The 25,640-nt window shown below is 73.6% G+C and carries 23 protein-coding genes; 9 read left to right on the forward strand and 14 right to left on the reverse strand.

Annotated features, from left to right (window positions below; translation table 11 throughout):
* Positions 1-117 precede the first annotated feature (117 nt).
* On the reverse strand, positions 118-771 hold the full coding sequence (locus ACGFQ9_RS03000) for a DUF305 domain-containing protein (protein WP_393570520.1): 654 nt from the start codon (positions 769-771) through the stop codon (positions 118-120).
* 124 nt (positions 772-895) lie between these two features.
* A complete protein-coding gene (locus ACGFQ9_RS03005; RefSeq protein ID WP_393570522.1) occupies positions 896-1,405 on the reverse strand; it encodes a DUF6153 family protein in 510 nt (169 codons plus the stop codon).
* A 144-nt stretch (positions 1,406-1,549) separates the two neighbouring features.
* On the opposite strand from ACGFQ9_RS03005, the gene ACGFQ9_RS03010 reads away from it, so the two are divergent.
* The 3 genes from ACGFQ9_RS03010 to ACGFQ9_RS03020 all read left to right on the forward strand — a co-directional run bounded on the left by ACGFQ9_RS03010 (position 1,550) and on the right by ACGFQ9_RS03020 (position 2,920).
* The gene (locus ACGFQ9_RS03010) at positions 1,550-1,960 is read left to right on the forward strand and encodes a MarR family winged helix-turn-helix transcriptional regulator (RefSeq protein ID WP_393570524.1); all 411 of its coding nucleotides are present in this window, start codon (positions 1,550-1,552) and stop codon (positions 1,958-1,960) included.
* Positions 1,961-2,006: 46 nt separating this feature from the next.
* Positions 2,007-2,597: a hypothetical protein gene (locus tag ACGFQ9_RS03015; protein WP_393570526.1), complete on the forward strand. Its 591-nt coding sequence runs from the start codon at positions 2,007-2,009 to the stop codon at positions 2,595-2,597.
* 122 nt (positions 2,598-2,719) lie between these two features.
* Entirely contained in the window at positions 2,720-2,920 is a 201-nt protein-coding gene (locus ACGFQ9_RS03020) for a GNAT family N-acetyltransferase (protein ID WP_393570528.1), read from the forward strand.
* A gap of 89 nt (positions 2,921-3,009) precedes the next feature.
* Here ACGFQ9_RS03020 and ACGFQ9_RS03025 read toward each other — a convergent pair whose 3' ends face one another.
* A complete protein-coding gene (locus ACGFQ9_RS03025; protein ID WP_393570530.1) occupies positions 3,010-3,813 on the reverse strand; it encodes a hypothetical protein in 804 nt (267 codons plus the stop codon).
* 155 nt (positions 3,814-3,968) lie between these two features.
* Between ACGFQ9_RS03025 and ACGFQ9_RS03030 the strand changes: the two genes are divergently transcribed.
* Positions 3,969-4,361, forward strand: coding sequence for a RidA family protein (locus ACGFQ9_RS03030; RefSeq protein ID WP_393570532.1), 393 nt, complete (start codon positions 3,969-3,971; stop codon positions 4,359-4,361).
* Between the two features lie 35 nt (positions 4,362-4,396).
* Here the strand turns inward: ACGFQ9_RS03030 and ACGFQ9_RS03035 are convergent, their stop codons facing one another.
* Entirely contained in the window at positions 4,397-5,824 is a 1,428-nt protein-coding gene (locus ACGFQ9_RS03035; protein ID WP_393570807.1) for an FAD-dependent oxidoreductase, read from the reverse strand.
* A gap of 150 nt (positions 5,825-5,974) precedes the next feature.
* On the opposite strand from ACGFQ9_RS03035, the gene ACGFQ9_RS03040 reads away from it, so the two are divergent.
* A complete protein-coding gene (locus ACGFQ9_RS03040) occupies positions 5,975-6,625 on the forward strand; it encodes a TetR/AcrR family transcriptional regulator C-terminal domain-containing protein (protein ID WP_393570534.1) in 651 nt (216 codons plus the stop codon).
* A 76-nt stretch (positions 6,626-6,701) separates the two neighbouring features.
* Positions 6,702-7,475, forward strand: coding sequence for a PIG-L deacetylase family protein (locus tag ACGFQ9_RS03045; RefSeq protein ID WP_393570536.1), 774 nt, complete (start codon positions 6,702-6,704; stop codon positions 7,473-7,475).
* Here ACGFQ9_RS03045 and ACGFQ9_RS03050 read toward each other — a convergent pair.
* From ACGFQ9_RS03050 to ACGFQ9_RS03080, 7 genes are all read right to left on the reverse strand, one after another.
* Positions 7,444-8,184: an SAM-dependent methyltransferase gene (locus tag ACGFQ9_RS03050; RefSeq protein ID WP_393570538.1), complete on the reverse strand. Its 741-nt coding sequence runs from the start codon at positions 8,182-8,184 to the stop codon at positions 7,444-7,446. The two genes, ACGFQ9_RS03045 and ACGFQ9_RS03050, sit on opposite strands and share 32 nt — an antisense overlap.
* A 49-nt stretch (positions 8,185-8,233) precedes the next feature.
* A complete protein-coding gene (locus ACGFQ9_RS03055; RefSeq protein ID WP_393570540.1) occupies positions 8,234-8,818 on the reverse strand; it encodes a GNAT family N-acetyltransferase in 585 nt (194 codons plus the stop codon).
* A 93-nt stretch (positions 8,819-8,911) separates the two neighbouring features.
* Positions 8,912-10,771 (reverse strand): HAD-IA family hydrolase, encoded by a 1,860-nt coding sequence (locus tag ACGFQ9_RS03060; protein ID WP_393570542.1) that lies wholly within the window; start codon positions 10,769-10,771, stop codon positions 8,912-8,914.
* Positions 10,772-11,645: 874 nt separating this feature from the next.
* Positions 11,646-12,836 carry an ABC transporter ATP-binding protein gene (locus ACGFQ9_RS03065; RefSeq protein ID WP_393570544.1) on the reverse strand — a complete coding sequence of 397 codons (1,191 nt, stop codon included), beginning with the start codon at positions 12,834-12,836 and terminating at the stop codon, positions 11,646-11,648.
* An 8-nt stretch (positions 12,837-12,844) separates the two neighbouring features.
* Positions 12,845-13,699, reverse strand: coding sequence for an ABC transporter permease (locus ACGFQ9_RS03070; RefSeq protein WP_393570546.1), 855 nt, complete (start codon positions 13,697-13,699; stop codon positions 12,845-12,847).
* The gene (locus ACGFQ9_RS03075) at positions 13,687-14,619 is read right to left on the reverse strand and encodes an ABC transporter permease (protein WP_393570548.1); all 933 of its coding nucleotides are present in this window, start codon (positions 14,617-14,619) and stop codon (positions 13,687-13,689) included. The genes ACGFQ9_RS03070 and ACGFQ9_RS03075 overlap by 13 nt, the downstream gene beginning before the upstream one ends.
* 121 nt (positions 14,620-14,740) lie before the next feature.
* A complete protein-coding gene (locus ACGFQ9_RS03080) occupies positions 14,741-15,898 on the reverse strand; it encodes an ABC transporter substrate-binding protein (protein WP_393570549.1) in 1,158 nt (385 codons plus the stop codon).
* Positions 15,899-16,197: 299 nt separating this feature from the next.
* On the opposite strand from ACGFQ9_RS03080, the gene ACGFQ9_RS03085 reads away from it, so the two are divergent.
* The gene (locus ACGFQ9_RS03085) at positions 16,198-16,953 is read left to right on the forward strand and encodes a GntR family transcriptional regulator (RefSeq protein WP_393570551.1); all 756 of its coding nucleotides are present in this window, start codon (positions 16,198-16,200) and stop codon (positions 16,951-16,953) included.
* A 39-nt stretch (positions 16,954-16,992) separates the two neighbouring features.
* On the opposite strand, the gene ACGFQ9_RS03090 is transcribed toward ACGFQ9_RS03085, so the two are convergent.
* Positions 16,993-18,330, reverse strand: coding sequence for a M1 family metallopeptidase (locus ACGFQ9_RS03090; protein WP_393570553.1), 1,338 nt, complete (start codon positions 18,328-18,330; stop codon positions 16,993-16,995).
* An 89-nt stretch (positions 18,331-18,419) separates the two neighbouring features.
* Positions 18,420-22,496 (reverse strand): Pls/PosA family non-ribosomal peptide synthetase, encoded by a 4,077-nt coding sequence (locus tag ACGFQ9_RS03095; protein WP_393570555.1) that lies wholly within the window; start codon positions 22,494-22,496, stop codon positions 18,420-18,422.
* A 247-nt stretch (positions 22,497-22,743) separates the two neighbouring features.
* On the opposite strand from ACGFQ9_RS03095, the gene ACGFQ9_RS03100 reads away from it, so the two are divergent.
* Positions 22,744-23,859: a PI-PLC domain-containing protein gene (locus ACGFQ9_RS03100; protein WP_393570557.1), complete on the forward strand. Its 1,116-nt coding sequence runs from the start codon at positions 22,744-22,746 to the stop codon at positions 23,857-23,859.
* Positions 23,860-23,890: 31 nt separating this feature from the next.
* On the opposite strand, the gene ACGFQ9_RS03105 is transcribed toward ACGFQ9_RS03100, so the two are convergent.
* Positions 23,891-24,877, reverse strand: a complete 987-nt coding sequence (locus ACGFQ9_RS03105) for an aldo/keto reductase (protein ID WP_393570559.1) — start codon at positions 24,875-24,877, stop codon at positions 23,891-23,893.
* A gap of 174 nt (positions 24,878-25,051) precedes the next feature.
* On the opposite strand from ACGFQ9_RS03105, the gene ACGFQ9_RS03110 reads away from it, so the two are divergent.
* Positions 25,052-25,630, forward strand: coding sequence for a TetR family transcriptional regulator (locus tag ACGFQ9_RS03110; protein WP_393570561.1), 579 nt, complete (start codon positions 25,052-25,054; stop codon positions 25,628-25,630).
* The last annotated feature ends 10 nt before the right edge of the window (positions 25,631-25,640 follow it).

Below are 25,640 nucleotides of genomic sequence, written 5' to 3' on the forward strand. Positions count from 1 at the left end.
CGGCGGGGGGGGGGGGGGGGGGGGGGGGGGGGGGGGGGGGGGGGGGGGGGGGGGGGGGGGGGGGGGGGGGGGGGGGGGGGGGGGGGCGGGCCCCCCGCCCCCCGCCGCACGGGCGGGTCAGCCCTTGCCGAGCAGGGTGTTCATCCGGGCGATCTCGGCGCTCTGCGAGGTGATGATCGCGTCGGCCATCTTCTTGGCGTCCGGGAAGGACCCGTCCGTCTTCTCCGTGCCGGCCATCGCCACCGCGCCTTCGTGGTGCTTGATCATCAACTCCATGAAGGCGGTGTCGAACGCCTTGCCCTTGGCGTCCTTGAGCTTGGTCATCTCCTCGGCGGTCATCATGCCGCCCGCCCCGGCCGAGCCGGACCCGCCGTGACCGGAGTGGTCCGCCGCGCCTTCGGCGGGCACCTGCTCGCCCCAGGCGGTCAGCCAGCCGGTCAGGGTCTTGATCTCCGGGTCCTGGGCCTTCCGGATCTCCTCGGCGAGCTTCTTCACCTCGGCCGATTCGGCCCTGGTGGGCGCGAGGGCGGCCATCTCCACGGCCTGGCGGTGGTGGGGGATCATCCCCTGGGCGAAGGCCACGTCGGCGGCGTTGTGCCCGCCCTGACCGACCGGGGACGCCGGGGCCGACGCGGAGGGCGACTTCGCGGCGTGGCCGCCGTGTCCGGCCGAGCCGGTGTCCTCGGACCCGCAGGCGGCGAGGACGAGTGCGGCCCCGCCGGCGGCGAGGACGGCGGCGGTACGGCGGACGAGGGAACGCTTGCTGCTCATGACGGTGCTGCTCCTTGCTGCGCGGCCCGGGAGGGCACGCGCCGGTACGAACGAGGACGTGCGCGAGCGCGGCATCCCGCCGGTGCCGGCCGGGGCCGGGCGAGGGGGTGCCGTGCGGGCGGTCCTATATCCGCAGGAGCTGCAGCTCGGCGAGGTCGGGCGGGGCGCGCCCGCTCGCGGGGGATCCGGCCGCACCGGAGGGGAACAGGGCGGGTGCGGGCTCGGTGGTGAGCGCCGGGGCCGGGGCCGGCGGCACGTACGGGGTGGCGACGCCGGCGGCCGTGCACATGGCGTCGGCGTGGCCGTTGGCGTGGCCCGTTCCGCCGGCCGTGTGGGAGCAGTCCCCGGCCGCGGCCTCGTGGCGCACGGTCGCGGCGCTGCCGGCGGTCCGGTGGATGCCGATGCCGCCGTCCGTGGCCCTGTGTCCGGCCGTCCCGGTGGTGGCGTGGCCGCCCGTGCCGTGCCCACTGGTGGTGCCGTGGCCGGCGGCTGCCGCCGCCTTCGGGGACGTGGCGAAAGCCGCCCCCGGGGCGAGACCGTGCATGCCCAGCACTCCGGCCAGCACCGCCAGCACGAGCAGCGCAAGGCCGTACCCGGCATTGCGGCGGCTCGACGGCTGCACGGCGGCGATCATGCGCCCATCGTACGGTCCCGCTCCCGCGCCGCGACCCCGCCCCCGGGCAGCCGAAAAATCCTCTGCATGACGCAGGGATTTTCCGGGTAGCATCCTGCGTGACACACCAACTGCGTCACGCAGCAATCGACATCGGAGGCACCCGTGAAGCCCATCGGCTACTGGCTCAACCGCACGGACCAGGCCCTCACCCACTACATGGACGGCATGCTCGGAGAGTTCGGCCTCACCAGAGTCGCCTGGCAGGCCCTGAACGCCATCCGGCAGACGGAGGGGGCCAAGGACGCCGACGTCCTCTCGACCCTGTCGGCCAACGCCGACAGCGCCACGCTGCGGGCCGCAATCGACACCCTCCTCGCCGACGCCTGGGCGAGCCGCCCCGGGCCGGACCGCCTCGCCCTCACCCCCGAGGGCCTCAAGCGCCTGGCGGATGTCCAAGCGCGCGTCGACGCGTTCCGTGAACTGTCCACCGCCGGCATCACCCCGGAGGACTACCGCACCGCGGTCCTCGTCCTGGAACGCATAACCCGCAACCTCGAATCCCCTTCCTCCTGAGACCGGCCGGTACGAGGAGGGGGCGGGCGGCGGATAGCGTGCGGGCATGGCTATGACAAGGAAGCGGCAGGTCCTCTACCGGCAGGGCACCGGGTTCTGGCGGATGACGGCGAAGTGGGTTCTGGTCTTCGGGGCCCTGTACCTGCTGGACGGCGGGCTGCTCCGATCGTGGGGCGACGCTCTGTTCTGGCCGATGATCGGCATCCTGCTGTGGGTGCCCTTCGGGATCGGTGTCGTCTGGTACCCGAAGAAGGACCACCTGGTCACTCTGACGACACGTGAACTGCGCGTGCGGCGCAAGCGGCTGCCGATGGAGAAGGTGAACCTGCTGCACGTGGCGCGGCTGTGGCTGGAAGGCCGGTCGACCGCGGACGACCAGCCGGTTCTGGAATGGGCGCGGCGCGAGAGGGCCGTGTGGGTGCCGCTGCGGGACGGCCGGGCGTACGGCGTGGAGTTCCGCGACCCGGCCGCGTTCGCCAAGGTTTTCGGCGCCTTCGCGGTAGCGGCGTGCGGCGGTCCGGACATCGTCCGTGCGAGGGCCGCGGCGGAGACCTACCCGGATCCGCACCCAATGCGGGCCCGCCGCACCGCCGACAACGACGGGTCCTGGCTGGACATCCTGGACATCTTCGACTGAGAGCCGACCTTGGCCGACGGGGCGCGGTCAGCGAGGTCTTCTCAGCGAAATCGCGCGAGGCGGTCGGCCTGCTTCGTCGAGCATTGTCACCATGACCCACGTGATCGACTCCCCTCGGGCCGATGTACCTGCTGGACGAAGCCCAGGGCCGAGGCATCGGAGGCCGATTGATGGATGAGTTCCTCACGCGGGCGGGGAGTGCACCCATACGCCTGTGGGTTACCGACTACAACGAGCGCGCGATCCGCTTCTGCCACGCCACGGATTCCGCGCCACAGGCGAGCGAGAGCTCTGGCGAGAGAGGCTGCCGAACATGCTCATGATCCGCGACGCCACATCGGGCGGCGACCTCAGCTGAGCCGGTTCCGGACCGGATCCGCCGGGACGGGACGCGATCTTCGTTGAGAAGACCTCAGTCGCTTTCCCCGTAGTTCATGAACCAGTGGGTGTCGAAATAGCAGGCCATCGTGAACGGGTGGTGCGGGTCGACGAGGACGCGGCAGACGAACTCCGCGGTCTGGCAGTCAAAGGGGACGTCCTCGCCGTCGAAGGACCGGACCACGACGGGCCAGCGGTCGGGGTCGGCGCCGTCGGTCCGCCAGCAGTACAGGTTCTCGTGCTCGGTGCCCGCCCAGATGAGCAGACCGTCCCCTCTGAGATCCGTCCACGGCTCCTGGTTCAGATCCAGGTATCCGTCGAAGGCGCCGTTGCCGAACGTCTCGACCATCCGCTTGTAGTCGCTCGGCAGCCCGGTGCCCAGGCGCGACTCCACCTCCGCCCAGTCCACGTCCGGCCGCCGGGAGGTCTGCGCCCAGCCGGTGATCCGCCTGAGCCGCTCGGTCCAGTCGACGTCCCCGCCCTCATCTGGGGCGACCGCCAAGGGCTCCGGCACTTTCCTGCGAGCGACCGCCAACACCGGCCGCACGGCGCCCTCACCGTCCCGCGCCGTGCCCGCGCCGACCCACTGATCTCCATACGCCCACGCCCGTATCGTCACGGCCCGGTCCGCGAAGGGGATGAGCAGAGCCGCGCCCCTGGACTCGTCGACCGTCGGATCGGTGAAGCCGTCGAGGACGAGGGTGCGCGGGGCGCCGTACCTGCCCTCGAGCAGGTCCGTCAGGTCCTGCGGATCCAGGTCGCCGGGCAGGTGGATGTAGCCGGCTCCCGGGTCGATTTGGGCGAGCCAGTTGTTGACGGTCGTTTGCGTGAGCTCCATGACAAACAGTGAAGCGCACCGCACTGACACGAGGCCCTCGTACGGGTGCCTCGCACCCTCCAGGTCCTGGCGGCCTTCATCTGCGACGACAGCAGGGACCACGGTGCGGCTCCGGTCAATGACGCGGGATCCGTGAGGTCTGACAGCATGGGGCGATGGATCACGATCGGCAACTGGTCAGTTCTGGATCACCCCTTGAGCCCCGGATCGGGTTTTCCCGGGCCGTTCGCAAGGGGAAGCATGTCGCCGTCGCGGGCACGGCACCCATCGGGGACGACGGCACGACCGCGGGGCGGGGTGATGTCCACGCCCAGACCGTGCGGTGTCTGGACATCGCGGAGGCCGCACTGAAGGAAGCCGGGGCCTCGCTCGGGGACGTCGTGCGGACGCGCATCATGCTCACCGACGTGACGCGCTGGGAGGAAGCCGCGCGGGCGCACGGGGAGCGGTTCGCTTCGGTGCGGCCGGTGTGCACCTTCGTCGAGGTGTCACGCTTCATCGATCCCGAGTGGCTGGTCGAGGTGGAGATCGACGCGATTCTGGACTGAACCGGCGTACGCCCTCGCCTTGCGGCGCCCGCGTCCTACCCGGACACGGCCGGGCCCGCGAGTGCGGCGGCGTAGGCGTCCAGGCCTTCGGCCGTGGTGCCGGCCCAGCCGATGTGGCCGTCCGGGCGGATAAGGAACACCCCGTCGCCGTAGGCCTCGTAGGAGGGGATGCGGACGGTGCGGACGGCGGGCAGGGGCAGGAGTGCCGCCTCGGTGCCCTGGCCGGCGGAGGGGGTGCCCACCGTCAGCAGGGTCCAGTGCGTGCCGCGGAACTCGTCGAAGAGCCGGACGCCTCCGCGCGTGCCGTCCGGTGCGCGGTCGCCGGCCTGAAGGGCCTCCTCGGGCAGTCCGGTGCGGGTCTCGACCGCGAGGGCCGAGCCTCGGTAGCCGATGCCGAGCTGACGGGTGGCCTCGCCCCGCCGGGCCTCGCCCCGGTGGATGCGGGTGGACAGGCCGAGCATGTCGGCCGCGACCGGCAGGCGTTCCTCCTCGTAGGAGTCGAGCAGGGACGCGTGCGCTGCTCCGCGCAGCACGGCGGCCAGCTTCCAGCCCAGGTTGTACGCGTCCTGGACGCTGGTGTTGAGGCCCTGCCCGCCCGCGGGCGAGTGGACGTGGGCGCTGTCCCCGGCGAGGAAGACGCGGCCCACCCGGAACCGGTCGGCCATGGCGGCCCGCGGTCGGAAGTCGGAGGCCCAGCGCACCTCCGTCACGTCCTCGGGCGCGAGGTGGGAACGGGCGGCGACCACCTTGCGGATCCCGTCGAGCGAGAGGTCCGGCTCGGCGCCCTCCTCGAACTGCGCCACCAGCTGGAAGTCCGCCGTTCCGGTGAGCGGGCAGATCGCGAGGAAGCCCGCGCCGTCGGCCGGCGGGAAGACGTGCCAGTGGTCGCGGTCCAGGCCGGTGATGCGGACGTCCGCGACCAGCATCGGGCTCGGGTCGACGGTCTCGCCGGTCATGCCGATGCCCAGGGCGCGCCGCACGGCGGACCGGCCGCCGTCCGCGGCCACGGCGTAGCGCGCGCGGACGGGCGCGCCGGTGGCGAACCTGGCGGTCACTCCGTCGGCGTCCTGCTCGATGCCCGTGAGTTCGCGGCCGAAGGTGATGCCGCCGCCCAGCTCCGCGAGCCGCGCGGCGAGGATCTCCTGCGTCCGCCACTGCGGCACCATCCAGGGCCCGGCGTACGGGGCGCCCTCGCTCGGCCCGGCTTCGTCGAACATCCGGTGCTCTCCGGCGCGGGTGCCGTTCTGCCAGATCATCCCGACGGGGTAGGGGGCGCCGGCCGCGTGGACGGCCTCGTACACGCCGAGGTCGTCGAGGACCTCCAGGGTGCGGGGCTGCAGGCCCTTGCCGCGGGACCCCGGGAAGAGTGACCCGGCCCGCTCCACGACGAGGGCGGCCACCCCGTGCCGGGCCAGGTCCACGGCCAGCGCGAGCCCGGTGGGACCCGCCCCGACGATGAGCACGTCCGTATGCGGTGCGTGAGCGGGAGCGTGCGCCTGCGCGTCGGCGTCGGTGCGGGTGCGGGCGTGAGTGTTCACGAGGTCTCCTTAACGGCGTTAAGTAGGATGCCCGCAGCATGTGCTTAACACCGTTAAGCTGTCAAGCTGTCACGCGTGACAAGCAGAAGAACCCCGAAGCTGGACAAGAAACAGGCCGTCGACACCGCGCTGCGGCTGCTCAACGAAGTCGGCCTGGAGGGGCTGACCCTGCGCGCGATCGCCAAGGAGCTGGACGTCCAGGCGCCGGCCCTCTACTGGCACTTCAAGAACAAGCAGGAGCTCCTGGACGAGATGGCCACCGAGATGTACCGCCGGATGGTCGCCGGACAGCGCATCGCCCCCGGGGCCACCTGGCAGGAACGGCTCACGACCGCCAACGCGGGACTGCGGGCCGCCCTGCTCGGCTACCGCGACGGCGCCAGGGTCTACAGCGGATCCCGCTTCACCGGCACCGAGCACGCGGTCCAGCTGGAGGAGAACCTGCGGGCCTTCGTCGCGGCCGGCTTCACCCTCCCCCAGGCCGTACGCGCCCTCACCACCGCCTACCTCTTCACCCTGGGCTTCGTGACCGAGGAACAGGGCGTCGAACCCCTCCCGGGCGAACGCCGCGACGGCTACGACCTCGACGAACGCGCCGGGCGGATGGCGGAGTTCCCCCTCGCGGCCACCGCGGGCGCCGAGCTCTTCCGGGACTTCGGCAAGGGATTCGAGGACGGCCTGGAGCTGCTCATCGCGGGCATCGAGGCCCGCTACGACGTTCGCTGAAGCGCCCCGTCGGCCGGCTCCGGGAGGACATCCTGGGCGTGCAGGGGGTGTGCAGGTGCGACAGGAAGGACCCGACGTGTCCGTGCCGAGCGTTCTGGCGGTGTACGCCCATCCCGACGACGAATCCCTCGTGGCGGGCGGGGTGCTCGCCCGCTACGCGGCGGCCGGCGCCCGCACCGCCGTCGTGACGGCGACCTGGGCGCCGGACAGCCCGCGCGCCGCCGAACTGGCCGACGCCCTGCGGATCCTCGGCGCGGGCGAACCCCGCATGCTCGGATACGCCGACCTGCGGGTGCCCGAATCGGCCCCCGGACGGCCGCGGTTCCGGGACGCCCCGCTCGACGAGACCGTGGGACGGGTCGTCGCCCACATCCGGTCGTTCCGGCCGGACGTCGTGCTCTCCCACGACGCGTACGGCTCCTCGGGGCACCCCGACCACGTCCACACCCACCGCGTCGCGCTCCTGGCCGCGCACGAGGCGGGGCTCGGCGGACTCCATCCGCAGGCAGGGCCTCCGTGGCAGCCGCGCGCCCTGTACCTCTCGGCACATCCGCGGGCGGCGAGCGGCGAGCTCTCCGCCCTGCTGGCCGGAGCGGGGAAGCGGCTGTACACCGTCCCGGACCGGCTCATCGCCGCTGCCGTGGACGTCCGCCCCTGGCTGGACCGCAAGTGGGCCGCCGTTCTCGCGCACCGCTCGGAGGCCGGCCGCCATCCCTCCCTGCCCTCACTGCTGGCCGGCCTGCCATCGGCGGCGCGGGAACGGATCATCGGGACCGAGTGGTTCCTCCGTCACGGACTCCGGGCCGGAGCGGACGGGTTCAGTGGTCCTTCGGGCGGAGGACCAGGCTGACGAAGCCGAAGGCTTCGCGGTAGACGCGCAGCCATTGTCCGCGGTGGACGCCGGCTGCCTCGAGGGCGGAGGCGCTGTCCGGATCGTCGGGGTGGTCCAGGGCCCAGGAGGCCAGTGAGCCCGTCCAGGCCCATTCGTAGGCGTCGAGTTCGCGGCGCGAGCTGATGTGGCCCTGGACCGGGACCCAGCCCTCCGCGGTGACCCGGTCCAGGGTGGTCGGCAGGTCCGCGAGGTCGCCGAGGAGTCCGGCGGCCTCGGCGGAGGGCTCCCCCTCCCAGAACCCGTCGCCGACGAGTACGCGCCCGCCGGGGGCGAGGTACGTGCGTGCCGCCGCGAGCATGGGGAGGAGTCCGCCGAAGGCGTGCGTGGAGCCGACGCAGAGCACCAGGTCGAAGGGGTGGGCGGGGGCGAACTGCGCCGCGTCCTGGTGGTGGAGGACCAGGCGGTCCTCGACGCCGAGCCGGGCCGCGGCCCGGCGGGCGCGCGCCAGCCCGCTGCCGGCGAGGTCCACGCCTTCGGCCCGCAGTTCCGGGTACGCGGTCAGGGCGCGCAGCAGCCACTCGCCGCCGCCGCAGCCGAGGTCGAGTACGCGCCGGGCGCCGCCGCCGTGCAGGCCTGCCTGCAGCAGGTGGCGCACCGCGTCGTCGTCGAGCGGGGCCGCGATCGGGTGGTGCGCATGGGCGAGCCTGGAGATCTTTTCACGGTTCACCAGGGGAAGGCTTACACCTGCCGAACGGTGCCCGCATCCGATTTCCGTGTCACCAGAGCCGGTCGATCTCCCCGGGGTGGAGGGCGATGCGGCTGTCGCGGAACAGTACTTCGGCCCGGCGGGCCGCGGGCGTGAAGAAGCCGGCCATGGTCACCTTGTCGAAGCCGGGCCGGTCGCTGGGGAACGGGGCCCGCGGGGTGCCGCCGATCAGTACCGCTCCGGGGAGGACCTGCCAGCCCGCGCTCTCGTAGAACGCCCGGAGCGGCCTGTCGCAGGTGAACAATCCGAGATCCAGCCCTCGTTCGACCATCGCCCGGCGGGCGGCCGCCACCAGGAGCCGGCCGTGCCCGTGGCCTCGGGCCTCCCGTCTCGTGACGACCGTGCTCAGCCCGCCGGCGGCGTACCGCCCGCCGGCGTGGACGATCTCCTTCGACAGGACGTCCAGCGCGGCCAGTACGTCCCCGCCGTCCACGAGCAGCATCGACAGCGGCCGCAGCGCGGGGTCGTGGACCGGCGCGTCCGGCGCCGCCGTTCCGGCTCCGGGCGGGGACGGCCACGCCTGCTCCTGGATCTCCCGCACCTGGGTGCGCAGTCCGGGCGGAGTGGCTTCTTCGGGGAAGGAGAGGATCTGCACACGCCGATTCTGCACACGCCGATTCCGCGCGCCCCGATGCCGCACGCCCCGATGCCGCGTCCCGCCCGGTCCCGGCGCCCGCGCGCGGGGCGGTCAGGTGATGCGGTACGTGGTGATGACCGCGGCGTGGTCCGAGGGCCACTCGTTGGCGGCGACGTCCGGCCAGGGGGCGATGCGTCCCTGCGCCAGGGCTTCGGAGTCGACGACGGTGAGGCGGGGGCCGGCGTGCAGGACGAAGTCGATGCGGTCCTGGGGCTCGGGGCGGCCGCTGCCGTCCTCGTGCCGCGGGTGTACGGGCGACCAGGTGGTGCCGGGGGCTGCCACCGGGTCGGGGTGTGCCTCGCGGTAGGAATCGCGCAGACCGGCCCGTTCGACCGCGCGGGAAACGGGCCAGCCCACCGGACCGTGGCCCTCGTGCAGTCCGGCGGCTGCGGTGGCCTCCGTCCAGTCCAGGTGCGAAGGGGCGTTGAAGTCTCCGGTGAGGAACACCGGGGTGCGCTCGGAGTCGCCCAGGCCCGGCCCCATCGCCGCGAGGACCTCCTCGATCTCCCGGACCCGCCCCGACTCCCCCTCGCGGGCGATCAGTTCGGGTTCGCTCATGCCGTCAAAGCAGGCGTCGTAGGGGCCGTACGGCGTGTAGTTGAGGTGGGCCGTCCACAGGACCAGCTCGTGGGGAGTGCCGTCCGGGTGCTCGTCGAACCGGATGCGGGCGCCCGCCGCGCCGTAGAAGCCCACCTCCGGGTCGCCCAGGGTGGCCGTGATGGGGTGACGGCTGAGGATCGCGAGGTTCTCGCCGGCGGAGTGGTGGAACCATCCGAGGGCCGAGGCCAGTTCGGGTCCGGCGTGCACCGCGGTCTCCTGGAGACCCACCACGTCGGCGTCCGCGCCGAGGAGCACGGCCAGCTGCTTGTCGCGGTGGTCGTCGACGAAGCCGCCGCCGAGCCACAGGTTCCAGCTCATCACCCGGATACGGTCGAGCGGGGGTGCGTCCGCCTGCCTGACGGGGATGCGTACGGTGAGGTGGGCGGTGGCGCCGTGCGCGTCCACGGCGGTGACGGTGGCGACCTGCGGTCCGGCCTCCCGTCCGGCCTCCGGTACGCCGCTCAGGGTGCCGTCGGCGCGGACCGTGAGCCAGTGGGGGCGGTCGGCGCCCGCGGCGAAGGTGACGGGCAGGGCAGCGCCGCGGACCAGGCCGTCGACGGTGGCCGTGAAGGGCCGGCCGGCCCGGGCGGGGGCGGTGGTGAGCTCGGGAACGAGGAACCGGGGCACGGGCGCGTCCGCGACCATGGCCCGCAGCCGGTCCGGGGTGGCCCGTTCGAGGGAGTCCAGCACGGTCCGGCCGGGGGCCGGCTCGATCGGGACGGCCGACGGCACGGCGAGGACCCGGCAGCCGGCGGCCTCGGCCGAGGCGACGCCCGTGGGGGTGTCCTCGACGGCCACGCAGGCGGCGGGCGGTACGCGCAGGGCACGGCAGGCCGCGAGGTACGGGTCCGGATTCGGCTTGGTGAGCGCGGTGTCGTCGGCGGTGACGGTGACGGTGAAACCGCCGTGGCCGGCCTCCTCGAGGGCAGCCACCACGGTGTCGGCGACCTCCCGCGGGGAGGCGGTCACGAGGGCGGTGGGGACGCCCTCGTCGCCCAGCGCGCCGAGGAGGGCCAGCGCGCCCGGCCGGAGGACGACCCGGGCCCGGACCCGCTCGGCGAAGGACCGGTGCAGCCGCTCGGCGATCGGGGCGGCGGAGTGCCCCGCCCGCACGGCCAGGACTCCGGCGGTGTGCTCGACGGGACGGCCCAGCACGTCCGGCTGGTCGCTCGCGGCGAGGGTGTACCCCAGCTCCGCGGCCACCTCCTCGACGGTGTCCCACCAGAGCTGCTCGGTGTCGACGAGCGTGCCGTCCATGTCGAAGAGGACGGCTTGCAGCGGGGTCGGGGCGGGGGCCTGGAACGGCGTCACGGGTTCTCTCTCCGAGGGCGGTTGGGAAGGCGGTACGACGTGGAACGGAGGGGCACGCAGCGTGTCCGGCCGCGGGCCGGTACGGGCGCGGACCGGCCCTGACCGGACCGCCGGACAGTCTGACAGCCGGTCAGCCGGACCGGCCGGCCGGGCTGCCGGGCGGACCGGCAGGTCAGGCGGGCAGGCCGTGCACCCGGCGACCAGAACCGGCCGTGCGGGCTGCCGGGCGGACCCGCCGCCCGGGCTGTCAGGCGGACTCTCAGGCCGAACGGTCCGTCCGGTCAGGCAGACCGGCCGGACCGACGAACCGCCGGGCAGGCGGTCAGGCCGACTGGCAGGCAAGCGGTCGGTCCGGCCGACCGACCAGGCAGGCAGGCAGGCAGGCAGGCAGGCTGACCAACATGCCGGGCGGACCCGCCGGTCCGTCCGGTCGGGCAGGCCGGCCGGCCTACCGTTCGAGCGGTCCGTCCGTCCGGCCAGGCAGGCGAACCAGCCAGACAGGCACTCCCGCCAGGCGGCCGGACCCACCGGGCAGGCGAGCCTTCCGGGCGGGCGGACCGGTGCACCCGCAGGTCGAGCGCGGCCCGGTCCGCCAGGCGGACGGACCAGCCGCGAGCGGACCCGCCTTCGGGCTGCCAGGCGAACCGGCAGGTCGAAACGGTCGTCCGGTCGGGCGGACCGGCCGACGAGGCGGACCGGCCCATCAGCCGATCGGGCGGGACGGACCAGCCGGGCAGGCGGGCCTGCCCATCTGCCGGACGGGCGAACCAATCAGCCGGCCGGCCGGACCTACCTGTCGGCCAGGGGGGCGGACCAGCCGGATGGCGGACGGAGCGGCCGGGCGGGACGGACCAGCCGTAAGCGGACCCGCCGGTCAGGCTCGGTGTGGGGCGACCAGGACCGGGCGGTCGGGCAGGGACACGCGGACCGTGGTGCCCGCCGTCAGCGTGCCGGCCTCGTGGGCGGGCAGGTCCGCCTTGACCTGCGTGCCGTCCGCGAGGGCGACGGTGGCACGGACGGTCGCGCCCAGGAAGGAGGTGGCCAGCACCCGGGCGTCTCCCGTGGCGTCCGCGGTGAGCCCGACGGACTCCGGGCGTACGAGGACGTCGACCTCGGCACCGTCCGTCCCGTCCGTGCCGTCCGTGCCGTCCGCGCCGACCGCTCCGTCCGCGCCGCCCGGGCCCTCCGAGGCGGGAGCCTCGCCGGGCGCGCCGTCCACCGGCAGCTGCCGGCCGAGCACCCGGACGGTCGCACCGTCCGGGTGCAGCCGGCCGGGGATGCGGCTCATGGTGCCGACGAACTCGGCGACGAACGCCGTCGCGGGACGCGCGTACAGCTCCGCCGGCTCCGCGATCTGTTCCAGCCGCCCGGCCCGCATGACCGCCACGCGGTCGGCCATGGAGAGCGCCTCTTCCTGATCGTGGGTGATGAACAGGGTGGTGATGCCCAGCTCCTGCTGCAGGCGGCGGATCTCCTCGCGCAGCGTCAGACGCACCTTGGCGTCGAGGGCGGACAGCGGTTCGTCCAGGAGCAGGACGCGCGGGCGCAGGGCCAGGGCCCGGGCCAGGGCGACGCGCTGCTGCTGACCGCCGGACAGCTGGTGGGGGAAGCGGTCGCCCTTGTCGGCGAGGCCGACCAGGTCGAGCAGTTCGGCGGCCCGGGCACGCCGCTCGGCGGCCCGCACCTTGCGCATGCGCAGCCCGAACGCCACGTTGTCGAGGGCGCTGAGGTGCGGGAAGAGGCTGTACGACTGGAAGACCATGCCGGCGTCGCGGCGGTGCGCGGGCACTCCGGTGATGTCCTCGCCGTCGACGAGGATCTCGCCGGAGTCCGGGGTCTCGAAGCCCGCCAGCATGCGCAGGGCGGTGGTCTTGCCGCAGCCGGACGGGCCGAGCAGCGCCAGCAGTTCACCGGGGCGCACCGTGAGGTCGAGTCCGTCCAGGGCGGTGGTGGCGCCGAAGGACCGGCGCAGGCCGCGCAGTTCGACGGTGGCCGCGCCGGCCGCGGCGGGCCCGTCGGCCGCGGCCGCGGCTGCCGGTGCGGTCGGGGAGGCGGTGAGGCTCATGAGGGGTGTCATTTCCGGTCGGTGGTCGACGAGGGGGTACGGCGGCCGCCGAGGCCGGCGAGGAGCAGGAGCAGCAGCCAGGTGACCAGCAGGCTCAGCACGGAGACGGCCACGGACATCTGCGCGTTCGAGCCGCTGGTGCTCACGATCCAGACGGCGAACGGCCGGAAGCCGAGCAGCTGGGCGATGGTGAATTCGCCCAGGACCAGGGCGAGGGTGAGGAACGCGGCGTTCAGCAGGGCGCCGCGCAGGTTCGGCAGCACGGCGCGGACCAGGGCGTACGGCATGCTCGCGCCACAGCTGCGGGCCGCCTCGACGAGCGTGCGTACGTCGATGGCGCGCAGTCCCGCGTCCAGGGCCCGGTAGGCGAAGGGCAGCGCCATCACCACGTAGGCGAGGACCAGGACGAAGGGGAAGTCCGGGTTCTGGACGGCCACGAAGGTCTGGAAGAGCGGCGTGGCGGAGAGGTGTTCGGGGCCCCACTTCAGGACGGTTCCGATGCCGGCTACGAACGCGATGGGCGGGACGACCAGCGGCAGGGAGCACACCACCTCGACGACGGCCCGCAGTCGCGTGCTCGCGGTCAGCCGCAGCGCGACGGTCGCGGGGACCATGAGGAGGAGGACCAGCGCGATGGTGGCGGCGGCGAGTTCGAGCGAGAGCAGCAGGCTGGGCAGGAAGCCCTCGGTGTCGAGGATGCGGGCGTAGGCGTCGAGGTTCAGGCCCTGGCCGGGCACGTCGACGGTGAAGACCACCGAGGCGGCGAGCGGCACCAGGAAGTACAGTCCCGCGACGGCCAGGACGACGGCCCGCCAGGGGGTCTTGGCCACGGCGGCCGCCGTGGTTGCGGTCAGGCGAGCCATCGGGCGCTCCGTCGTTGCAGGGGCAGGTAGACCGCCATCACCAGGCCGGCGACGAGGACCATGTCGAGGCTGAGGGCGAGGGCCACGTTCTCCTGTCCGATGAGCACGTTGCCGGAGATCGCGTCGGCGATCTGGAGCGTGACCAGCGGGACCGAGCTGCCGACCATCGCGGCGGCGGTGGCGTACGCGGCGAAGGCGCTGCCGAAGAGCAGGACGAAGCCGCCGAGCAGCGAGGGGGCGAGGACGGGCAGGGCCACGTGCTGCCAGTACTGGCGTCCGGTGGCGCCGTTGTTGCGGGCGGCCTCGCGCCACTGGGTGCGCAGGCCGTCCAGGGCGGGGGTGATGGTGAGGACCATGAGGGGGACGAGGAAGTAGAGGTAGACGAGGACCAGGCCCCAGAAGCTGTAGAGGTTCCAGCCGGTGTCGGCCAGGCCCAGCTTCCGGGTCAGGACGCCCGAGTTGCCGAGGGTGGCGACGAAGGCGAAGGCGAGCGGGACGCCGCCGAAGTTGGCCAGGACGCCGGAGGCGGTGAGGACGGCCTCGCGCAGGGCCCTCAGCGGCGAGGTGACGACGGCCTGGGCGAGCAGGAGTCCGAGCAGGGCGGCGAGTACGGCGGAGGTGGCGGACAGCTTCACGCTGCCGAGCAGGGCGGTGAGGTACGCGCCCTGCCAGGAGGCGGTCAGGTTGTCGAAGGTGTACGCGGTGCCGCCGGTGGCCGGGTCCTTGACGGTGAAGGCGCCGTCGAGCATGGCGACGGCGGGGAGGCCGAAGGCGACCGCGGTGAACAGCAGCAGGGGGACGGTGGCGAGGGCGCCGCCGGCCCGGCGGGCCCGCCGCCCGGTGCGGGCGGCGGGAGCGGCAGGGGCGGCGGGCACGGCCGCGGCCGCGGGAGGCGCGGCGGCGGCGGGAGGTGTGCTCATGTCGGTGATCACGTCGATGGGTCGGAGTGCCGGTGGGCTGGGTGTGGCGGAGTCGGTGTCGGTTCCGGTGCCGGTGTCAGGGCCGGCGCCGGGGTCCGTGTCGGTGTCCGCGGGGCGGGGATCAGCCGGCGACGGCCTTGCCCCAGCCCTGGGACAGGACGCCCTTGGCCTTGGTGGACTGCGCCTCGGTGGGGAAGGCAGGGGTGCCGGAGACCGCCGGGAGCTTGGCGGCGGCGTCCTTGTCGAGGGTGCCGGCCTTCTCCAGGGCGGGCATGAGGACCGGGCGCGCGTAGCCCTTCAGCCACAGGTTCTGGCCCTCGGCGCTGTAGAGCCACTCCTGCCACAGGCGGGCGGCGGCCGGGTGCGGGGCGTCCTTGTTGACGGCCTGGGCGTAGAACTGGGCGTACTTCCCGTCCTCGGGGACGGAGACCTTCCAGTCGACGCCCTTGCCCTTGAACTGCTCGGCGTAGCCGGCGTTGAGGTAGTCCCAGTCGATGCTGATGGGCGTCTCGCCCTTCTCGACGGTGGCCGGGGTCGACTCCACGGGGGTGAAGTTGCCGTTCTTCTTCAGCTGCCCGAAGAAGTCGATGCCGGGCTGGATGTCGTCGAGGGAGCCGCCGTTGGCAAGCGCCGCCGCGTAGACGCCGCCGAAGGCGGAGCCGGACTTGGTCGGGTTGCCGTTCAGCGCCACCTGGCCCTTGTACTCGGGCTTGAGGAGGTCCTTGAAGGTGGTGGGGCAGTTCTTGACGCGCTTGGCGTCGCAGCCGATGGAGACGTAGCCGCCGTAGTCGTTGTACCAGCGGGCCTGGGCGTCCTTCTGGCCCTCGGGGATGTCGGCGTACGCGGCGACCTTGTACGGGGCGAACAGGCCCTGCTGGGCGCCGCTGACGGCGAAGGAGGTGCCGAGGTCGAGGACGTCGGGGGCGCGGTCCTGGCCCTTGCGGCTGGTGACGGCGTTGATCTCGTCCTGGCTGCTGCCGTCGGGGTTCTCCACCTCGACCTTGATGCCGTACTTCTGCGTGAAGCCGTCGATGAGGGCGCCGTAGTTGGCCCAGTCGCGGGGCAGGGCCATCGCGTGCAGCACGCCCTCCTTCTTGGCGGCCGCGACGAGGGCGTCCATGCCGCCGAAGTCGGCGGCGGAGGTCGCGGTGGCCGCGTCCTTGCCGGTGGCGGTCTTGGCCGACGCCTTGTCGGGCGCGGCGCCGCAGGCGGTGAGGGTGAGGGCGGCGACGGCGGCGAGGCATCCGGCGAGGGCGGTGTTTCTCGGGTGTCCCGGCATGTACACGGTCTCTCCTGGGAGGCGGCGCGAGGGGGCGCGGCGAGGGTGGGGAGGCGGCGGCGGAGTCGAGGATTCCGCGACCAACTTGTCTGAACAAGTTGGCCACAGTAGGCCCGGCAACAATGACCTTCCGGTTAACGCAGGACAACAAGATCAAGCCATTGAGCTGGATACTCTCCCCTCGTTCCGTTTCGGCCCGCTCTGCGCTTACGCTGTACGTCCCACGCACATTGCGCACAGTCAGCGCTTCGACACACAGACACTCCTCACTACTGCGCCGAAGGGCGGGAGCCACACCGATGACGGCCCGGCACGAAGAGATCGCCGAGGAACTGCGCCGGGCGATCGACCGCGAGGAGTACGCGGTCGGGGCGCTCCTGCCCGCCGAGACGGAGCTGGCGGCCCGCTTCGGCGTCTCCCGCGGCACCGTCCGCCAGGCCGTGCTCGCGCTCACCGGCGAAGGCCTGATCGGCTCCCGCCAGGGCGCCCGCCGCGTGGTGCTGGCCAGCCGCCGCAGCCAGAGCTTCGCGGAGCTGCGCAGCTTCGCCCAGTGGGCGGGTGCCATGGGCCGCACCGCGACCGGCCGGGTGGTGGAGTCGGAGTACCGGCCCGCCGGCGACAGCGACGCCATGCGGCTGCAGGTGAAGGCCGGCACACCCGTACTGCACGTCCTGCGGGTACGCGGTCTGGACGGCGAACCCGTCCTGCTGGAGCGCACCGTGTACGCGGGCTGGATCGCGCCCGCCGTGGAGCGCATCGAGCCGGACTGCCCGTCGGTGACGCAGCGTCTGCTGGACGACACGGGGCTGGTGTTCGCGTACGGGGAGCACCTCATCGACGCGGTCGCCGCGGGCGCCCGGGACGCCGAGCTGCTCGGGGTGCGGCGGACCAGCCCGCTGCTTCGGGTCCGCCGGATCACCACCACCCGCGAGGGCCGCCCGGTCGAGTGGTCCGACGACCGCTACCGCTCGGACGCGGTCAGCTTCAGCGTGCACAACTCCATCGGCAACAACGCCCTGGCCCGACGCACCGGCCCGGCCCTCGACGAGGAGTGAGCGCTCCGTCGCGACGGAGCGGCGAGCGCGCCGGGGCGCTCACCCGGCGACCGGCAGCCTCGGGAGCGCCGGGAGCGCCGGCTCGTACAGCCACGCCTTGAGCAGGTCGTCCACCGGATCGGTCGCGTAACGGGACACATGGGCGGTGAAGGCCGCGGTGGTGACCACGCCGTGGCGGTGCGCTGCGGCCCAGTCGCGCAGCATGACGAAGAAGGCGGCGTCGCCCAGGGCGCAGCGGACCGCGTGCACGGCGAGTCCGCCGCGCTGGTACAGCCGGTCGTCGAACATCAGCTTGCGGCCCGGGTCGGCCAGCCGCAGGTCCTGCGGCCTGACGGCGAGCAGCCGGTGGGCCGCCGCGGCCAGCTCCTGGGCCGGCCGGCCCCCGGAGTGCTCGGACCAGAGCCATTCGGCGTACTTGGCGAAACCCTCGTTCAGCCAGATGTGCCGCCAGTCGGCGATGGTGACGCTGTTGCCGAACCACTGGTGCGCGAGTTCGTGGGCGATGAGCCGCTCCGAGCCCCGCGCGCCGTCCACGTGGTTGGTGCCGAACAGGGAGAGGCCCTGGGCCTCCACCGGCACGTCCAGTTCCTCGTCGGCGATGACCACCGAGTACTCGCCGAACGGGTACGGGCCGAACAGTTCCTCGAACACCCGCATCATCACCGGCTGGCGGGCGAAGTCCCGGGAGAAGCGGGGCAGCAGGTACGGCGGCACGTGGGCGGTCTGCGGGACGCCGCCGAGCCCGGGGTCGCCGAGCAATACCATCTGGTACGTGCCCACCGCCAGCCCGACCAGGTAGCTGGAGGTCGGCGCGGGCTGTTCGTACACCCAGGTGGTCGTGCTGGCCTTGGTGGTCCGGGTGAGCAGCCGGCCGCCGGCCACCACGGTGTAGGCGGAGGGCGTGTTGACCGAGATCTGGTAGGCGGCCTTGTCGGCGGGGCGGTCGTTGCACGGGTACCAGGACGGCGCGCCGACCGGCTGGCTGGCCACCAGCGCGCCGTCGGTCAGCTCCTCCCAGCCGAGGCCGCCCCAGGGGCTGCGGACCGGCTTCGGATTGCCCGACCAGTGCACCTCCACGGTGAAGGCGGCGCCCGCGGGCAGCGGCTTGGCCGGGCGGATCCGGAGCCTGCCGCCCCGGTGGGTGTAGTGCGGGGGCCGGCCGTCCACCAGCACCCGGCCGATCCGGAACTCCGCCAGGTTGAGGTGGAACTCGGTGAGGGGTGACCGCCCGGCGATGGCGCTGAGCCGGGCCGTGCCGGCCAGCCGGTTGGGGCCGGGCCGGTACTCCAGGGCGAGTTCGTACCGGTGCACGCGGTACCGGGGGTCGCCGTTGGCCGGGAAGTACGGGTCGGACCCCGCTGTCTGCTGGCCGCTCACTGCCGCTTCCGCTCCCTGCGCTGTGCTCGTGGGCCGCCTCGTGCCGGCGGGCCCGCCCGTGCCGGGGGGCCCGCCCGTGGGCCGCCCGTTCACGACCGCCACGCCTCGATCGGGTTGCCCAGCCAGCGGGTGTCCTCGGGGACGGACTCCCCGGCCATCACGAGGGAGGCGGGGCCGAGTGTGCTGCGGGCCCCGACCGTGCTCCCGGGCAGGACGATCCCGCCCGGGCCGAGGGTGGCGCCCTCATGGAGGACCACAGTATCCATCTGCAGGATCCGGTCGTGGAAGAGGTGTGTCTGGAGCACGCAGCCGCGGTTCACGGTGACCGCGTCGCCCAGGGCGACCAGGTCCGTCTCGGGCAGCCAGTAGCTCTCGCACCACACTCCCCGGCCGATCCGGGCACCCAGCGCGCGCAGCCACACCACCAGCAGCGGCGTACCGGACAGCGATCCGGCCAGCCACGGCACGGCCAGCACCTCGACGAAGGTGTCGGCCAGCTCGTTGCGCCACACGAAGCCGCTCCACAGCGGGTGCCGGCCGACCCGGTGCCGGCCCACCAGCAGCCATTTCGCGGCCACCGCGACTGCACACGCGGCCGTGCCCGCGGCGAACAGGACCACCCCGGACAGCGCCGCCGCGGCCGCGATGCCCGGGCCGCCCGGCCCGCCCGCCCCGGCGAGGGCGCAGACCGCCGCCACGGCCAGGACCGCCAGCGCCGCCGAACAGAACACCGGGACGAGCCGGCACAGCTCCACCGCGCCGCGCGCCCAGAGCAGCCGGGCCGGCGGGTCGTACGTCCGGCCCGGGTCGGCGTCGGCGGCCGGCCGGGGCAGCCGGACCGGCGGCAGGCCCAGGTACGAGCTGCCCTTCTTGGCCTTCTTCGGGGTGGCGGACAGTACGCCGACCAGTCCGCCGTCCGGCACGGCACGGCCCGGCGCGGTCATCCCGGAGTTGCCGAGGAAGGCCCGCCGGCCGATCTCGGAGTTCCCGATCCGCACCCAGCCGCCGCCCAGTTCACAGGGCGCGGCCAGGGTGTCATCCGCGAGGAACGCGCCCTCGCCGACGGTGGTCAGGCTGGGCAGCGCCAGCACCGTGGACACCTCCGCCCCCCGGCCGATCTTCATGCCGAGCAGCCTCAGCCACACCGGCGTGACGAGCCCCGCGTACAGCGGGAACAGGGTCTGCCGGGACAGGTCCATCAGCTGGCTGACCGTCCACGCCTGCCAGGCGACCCGGCTGTGCGTCGGGTGGCTGCCCGTACGGAGCCCGATGCTCAGGACGCGCACCGAGACCATCAGCAGCAGGGCGTAGGCGAGGCCGAAGGCGAGCGCGGCGGGCACCACGGCGAGCAGGGCTCCGCCCAGGGCCCGGGCGGGGCCCGCCCCGGCGGGCACGAAGCGGGTCAGCACGAGCAGGGCGGGCACTCCGGCGCACACGGGCAGGGCCACGAAGCAGAATCCGGTCGCCCCGTACATGGCGCGCCAGTGGAGCGACCGGGGCGGGCGCTCCCCCGGCCAGTTGTGTTTGGCCCGGCCGAGTTTGACCGCGGGCGCCCCGGCCCAGCGCTGGCCGGTCGGGATCTGTCCGGTCACGGAGGAGCCGGGGGCCACCTCGGCCCGCTTGCCGACCCGCGCGCCGGGGAACAGCACGCTGCGGGTGCCGACCACCGCCCCGGCGCCCACCTTGACCGGGCCGATGACGAGGCGGTCCCCGTCCAGCCAGTGGCCGCAGAGGTCCACCTCGGGCTCCACGGCACAGCCCCGGCCGAGCTTGAGCATGCCCGTGACCGGCGGCATGGAGTGCAGGTCCACCTCGGGGCCGACCTTGGCCCCGAGGGCGCGTGCGTACCGCTCCAGCCAGGAACCCGTGAGCGAGGGCGCGCCGGCGCATTCGGCCAGGCGTTCGGCCGTCCAGAGCCTGAGGTGCACGGTGCCGCCCCGCGGGTGGTGTCCCGGTGTCACCCCGCGCAGCAGCAGGCGGGCGCCGCCGGCCGCGATCGCCAGCCGGCCGGGCGGGCTGAAGAAGAGGACCGCTCCGGCGGCCACGAGCCACCACGAGGCGGTGGGCGCCCACGGGTAGGGCCCGAACCGGTGCAGTACGTTGCCCAGGGCCAGGACCGCCACCGTCCAGCGCAGGCCCACCACGGTGGCCAGCGGGAGCATCAGGAGGCACTGCGCCACCTGGGTCCGCAGCGGTACGGGTGCGACGGTCCGGGCCGTGGTGTCGTCCTGCGCCGACTTCTCCAGCCGCCGGGCCAGCTTGCGCAGGGTGGGCTGCTGGTAGACGTCGAGTACGGCCGCGGCCGGGAAGCGGGTCCGCAGCAGGGTGGTGAGCCGGGCGGCCGCGAGGCTGCCGCCGCCGATCGCGAAGAAGTCGTCGTCGGCGCTCGTGACGGCCACCCCGAGGATCTCGCGCCACTGCGCGGCGAGCCACGCCTCGGTGCCGTGCAGCCGCTCGGCGGGGCCGCCGGGGGGCTCCGTGTCGGGCAGGGGCCAGGGCAGCGCGTCCCGGTCCACCTTGCCGGAGGTACGGGTCGGCAGCTCCTCGACCGGCGCGAGCAGCGGCACCATGCCCGCGGGGAGCGCGGCCCGCAGCCGTTCGACGGCCGCCCCGCGGTCCCAGCCCGGCTGGGCGACGAGATAGCCGACGAGCAGCTGGTTGCCGCTGCCCGCGGTGCGTACGGCGGCGGCCGCGGCGGAGACCCCGGGCAGCGCCTGCAGCGCGGCGTCCACCTCGCCCAGTTCGATCCGGCGCCCGCCGAGTTTCACCTGTTCGTCGGCGCGGCCGAGGAAGACCAGGCCCTCCGGCTCCGCCCGGACGAGGTCCCCGCTGCGGTAGGCGCGCCGCCAGCCGAGGGCCTCCAGCGGGGCGTACTTCTCGGCGTCCTTCACGGGGTCGAGGTAGCGGGCCAGGCCCACACCGCCGATCACGAGTTCGCCGCTGCCGCCCATCGGCACCGGCTCGCCGGAGCCGTCGACCACGGCCAGTTCCCAGCCGTCCAGCGGCAGGCCGATCCTGACCGGTTCCTCCCCGGTCAGCAGCGAGGCGCAGGCGACCACGGTGGCCTCCGTCGGGCCGTACGTGTTCCAGACCTCGCGGCCCTCGGTGACCAGGCGGCGGCCGAGCTCGGGCGGGCACGCCTCGCCCCCGAAGATCAGCAGCCGGACCTCGTCGAGGGCCTCGGGCTCCCAGAGCGCGGCCAGGGTCGGCACGGTGGAGACCACGGTGATCTCCTGCTCCACCAGCCAGGGCCCGAGGTCGGCGCCGCTGCGCACCCGGGAGCGCGGGACGGGCACGAGGCAGGCGCCGTGGCGCCAGGCCAGCCACATCTCCTCGCAGGACGCGTCGAAGGCGACGGACAGCCCGGCCATGACCCGGTCGCCGGGGCCGATCGGCTCCTCGGCGAGGAAGAGCGCGGCCTCGGCGTCCACGAACGCGGCGGCGCTGCGGTGGGTGACGGCGACGCCTTTGGGCTTGCCGGTGGAGCCCGAGGTGAAGATGATCCAGGCGTCGTGCTCGGGGCCCGGCCGCGCGGCGGGGGCCGCCCGGCCCGGCATCCGGCCGTGAGTCCGCCCGCGGGCCCGGTCGGGCTCTCCGTCGGGCCCCCTGCCGGAGGCGCGGTCGGACAGGCGGTCGGGCACGCGGTCGGACAGGCGGTCCGGGGCTCGAACGGACGCCGGGCCGACTGCCGGGCCGGCTGCCGCGACGAGGTCGATGCGCTGTCCGGCCCCGAGCACCGCCCGCACCCCGGCCTCGGCGAAGACCAGTTCGGCACGCTCGTCCGGGTCCTCGGCGTCCACCGGTACGTAGGCCGCACCGGCGGCGAGCACCGCGAGGACCGCCGCGTACAGCTCGTTGGTGCCGGAAGGGACCCGTAGGCCGACCCGGTCCCCGAGCCCGATGCCGGCCGCCGCGAGGGCCTTCCGCCGCCGCTCGACCTCGGCCGCCAGGGCCCGGTAGGTCATTCTGGCGGTGCCGTCGTCCAGGGCGAGTTCGTCGGGGTGCGCCCGTACGGATGCGTCGAAGACGTCGACGAGGGTGCGCGGCGGGGCCGCGGGGCCGGCGGAGAACCGGGCGGACTTCCCGTTCTCCTCCTGCCCCGGTCCCCCGGGCGTCTCGCCGCCGTCGGTCAGAGTGAGTTCACCGTGCTCGGGTGTGGCTGCCATCCGCCCTCACGTCTCGCTCCGGAACCCGTCCGGGTGCCGGGGTGGCCGGATTCTTCCGGGTTGTTCCGCCAATGCGCCAAACAGCCCGTCAGTTTAGTGCACCGGCCGTGACGATCGGTGTCTTCTCCGTATCCGGGGCGTCGGACGTCACTCCGGACCACAACCGGCCCCGGAACCGGAACGGCCCGGATACGGAAGCGGAACCCGGACCTGGAACCGTTCCGGCCCGCGCGCTACCCTCCCGCTCATGACTGACATGGACATGTCGCTACCGGAACCGGGCCGCACACCGCCGCCCGGCCGTGCGCGCACCGCCCGGCCCGCGCTCCCACGAAGAGCCGGCCGCCGCTCCTTCGTCCTTCTCCTGCTGCTGGCCCTCCTCGGCACGGCGGCCGGCGCGGCCGCTTCCGCTCCGGCCGCGTCCCCCGCAGCGCCCCCGGCGGCCGGCTCCGCGGCCACGGCGTCCGAAGCGGCGAGGGCCCGCTGGGGCGACCGGCGCCTCGACGAGGCCGCCTTCCTGACCACCCACAACTCCTTCACCAACTACGAGGACTCCCGGTGGAGTTCGGTGAACCAGTCGGAGTCGGTCCGCAACCAGCTGAACAACGGCGTCCGCGGACTGAGCCTGGACACGCACTGGTACGAGCGCAGCACCTGGCTGTGCGTCATCAGCTTCGGCAGCGACTGCTACCCCAGCGACGTGTACCTGTGCCACGGCGACTGCAAGACCTTCGCCGGCGCCACGTACGCCCTGCCGCGGCAGTCCTTCCACGGCACGATGCAGACCGTGGTGGACTTCCTCGCCGCCCACCCGCAGGAGGTGGTGACGGTCTTCCTGGAGGACTACGTCAGCGCCGCGCAGCTGCAGAACTCCCTCGGCCGGGTCAGGGGCCTGTCCGACATGCTCTTCCGCCCCGAGCAGTGGGGCGTACGCGAGCACGGATGGCCGAAGGTCGCCGATCTGGTCACCTCGAACAAGCGCCTGCTGATCTTCTCCGACCGGAACGACCGCGAGCACCTGGGCGTCATGGACGGCAAGGCGTGGACGGTGTCCAACTACTGGAGCCTGGGCGACCTCGGCGATGACGTGTCCTGCGTCAGCCGCTGGCCGGACATCCCGCTGGACCGGCAGGAGCCGGGCTTCCGGCGCCTGTTCACGATGAGCCACCACCGCAACGTGCCCACCGTGCTCACGGCGGCCCTGGACAACGGCAGCAAGCTGCGGAACCGGATCGCCGGCCAGTGCCGCACCGCGTCCGGCGGCCGCACGCCGAACTACGTGTCGGTCGACTTCCACCGCCTGTCGGACAGCAGCGGACACACCCCCGCCTCGATCGTGGCGGAGATCGACGCGGGCCCCTGACCCTCCGCACCGTCCCCTCGGGGGGCCGGGATCAGCCGTCGAGCATGCCCATGAGCTCGGGGGCGTAGCGGTCCCCCGAGACCACCCCGCGCGGCGCCACGGCCTCGATCGCGGCGATGTCCGCCGGCGTGACGGTCACCTCCGTGGCGGCGATGTTCTCCTCCAGGTACGTACGGCGCTTGGTGCCCGGGATCGGGACGGCGCCCCGGTGCAGGACCCAGGCCAGGGCGAGCTGCGACGGGGTGACCCGCTTCTCCTCGGCCAGCCGGCGCACCTCGTCGACGACGGCCAGGTTGGCGGTGAAGTTCTCGCCCTGGAAGCGGGGGTCGGTGCGGCGGAAGTCGTCCTCGGCGAAGCCGTCGGGGCTCTTGACGGCGCCGGAGAGGAAGCCGCGGCCCAGCGGGGAGTACGCAACGAGACCGATGCCGAGTTCGCCGAGGGCGTCCTGCACCCCGTTGGCCTCCAGACCGCGCTCGAACAGGGAGTACTCGGTCTGCACCGCGGTGAGGGGGTGGACGGCGTGCGCCCGGCGGATGGTGGCGGCCGCGGCCTCGCTGACCCCGAGGTAGCGGACCTTGCCCTCGGCCACCAGCTCGGCCATGCCGCCGATGCTCTCCTCGACGGGCACGTCCGGGTCGATGCGGTGCAGGTAGTAGAGGTCGATGTGGTCGGTGTCCAGGTGGCGCAGCGAGCGCTCGGCCGCGCGCCGGATGTAGTCGGGGCGGCCGTTGAAGCCGAGGCGATTGCCGTCGTCGTCGATCTCGATGCCGGTCTTGGTGGCGATCACCACCCGGTCGCGGGGCCGGCCGGTGAGGGCCCTGGCGATCAGCTGCTCGTTGCGGAAGGGGCCGTAGCCCTCCGCGGTGTCGAGCATCGTGACGCCGAGCTCCAGGGCCCGGTGGATGGTGGCGATCGACTCGGCCTCGTCGGTGGCGCCGTAGAAGGCGCTCATTCCCATGCAGCCGAGGCCCTCGGCCCCCACCTGAAGTCCCTGGCTTCCCAGTGCGCGCAGTTCCATGACGGCTCCTTCCGTACGGATCCATGGTGGATCGAAGAGGTGAACGAAGTGAGGTCACCCGGGGCGACCCGGGGAACAGCGGTCGGCCCGTTGGTAACCAACTGGTTAGTTCCATGATGGGCAGCGGGCGGGGGCTTGTCAATAACCGGTTGGTTACTTGCTAGCCTGGGCCACATGGCACGTGACTCCCAGGCAACCAAGGCGCGGATCCTCCAGGCGGCGTTCGCCGAGTTCGCCGAGTACGGCATCGCGGGAGCCCGGATCGACCGGATCGCCGAGGCGGCCGGAGCGAACAAGCGGATGATCTACGTCTACTACGGCAACAAGGAGCAGCTCTTCGACCAGGTGATCCAGCAGGCGCTGGACGCGGGCGCGGAGTCGGTCCCCTTCGACGCCGAGGACCTCCCCCGCTACGCCGGAGCGGTCTTCGACCACCTCACCGCCGACCCCCGGCTGATGCGACTGGTCACGTGGAAGCGGCTGGAGCGGCCCGCGGCCACCGAGCTGGAGGCCGCGGCTTACGCCCGCAAGACCGAGGCGCTGGCCGCGGCCCAGGAGAACGGCCGGGTGGACGCCACGCACGGCACCGGAGACATCCTCACCCTGGTGCTCGCGCTGGCCCAGGCATGGTTCACCACCGCCACCGCCACCGCCACCGGTACCGACTGGGACGAGGAACAGCGCGACGCGCACCGGGCCGCGGTGATCGACGCCGTCACACGCGTCACCGCGCCCCGCGACGGCGACCGGTAGCGGGGGCGGC

Origin of the sequence: Streptomyces sp. NPDC048603, from assembly GCF_043199475.1 — a bacterium.
In the GTDB taxonomy this organism is placed as follows: domain Bacteria; phylum Actinomycetota; class Actinomycetes; order Streptomycetales; family Streptomycetaceae; genus Streptomyces.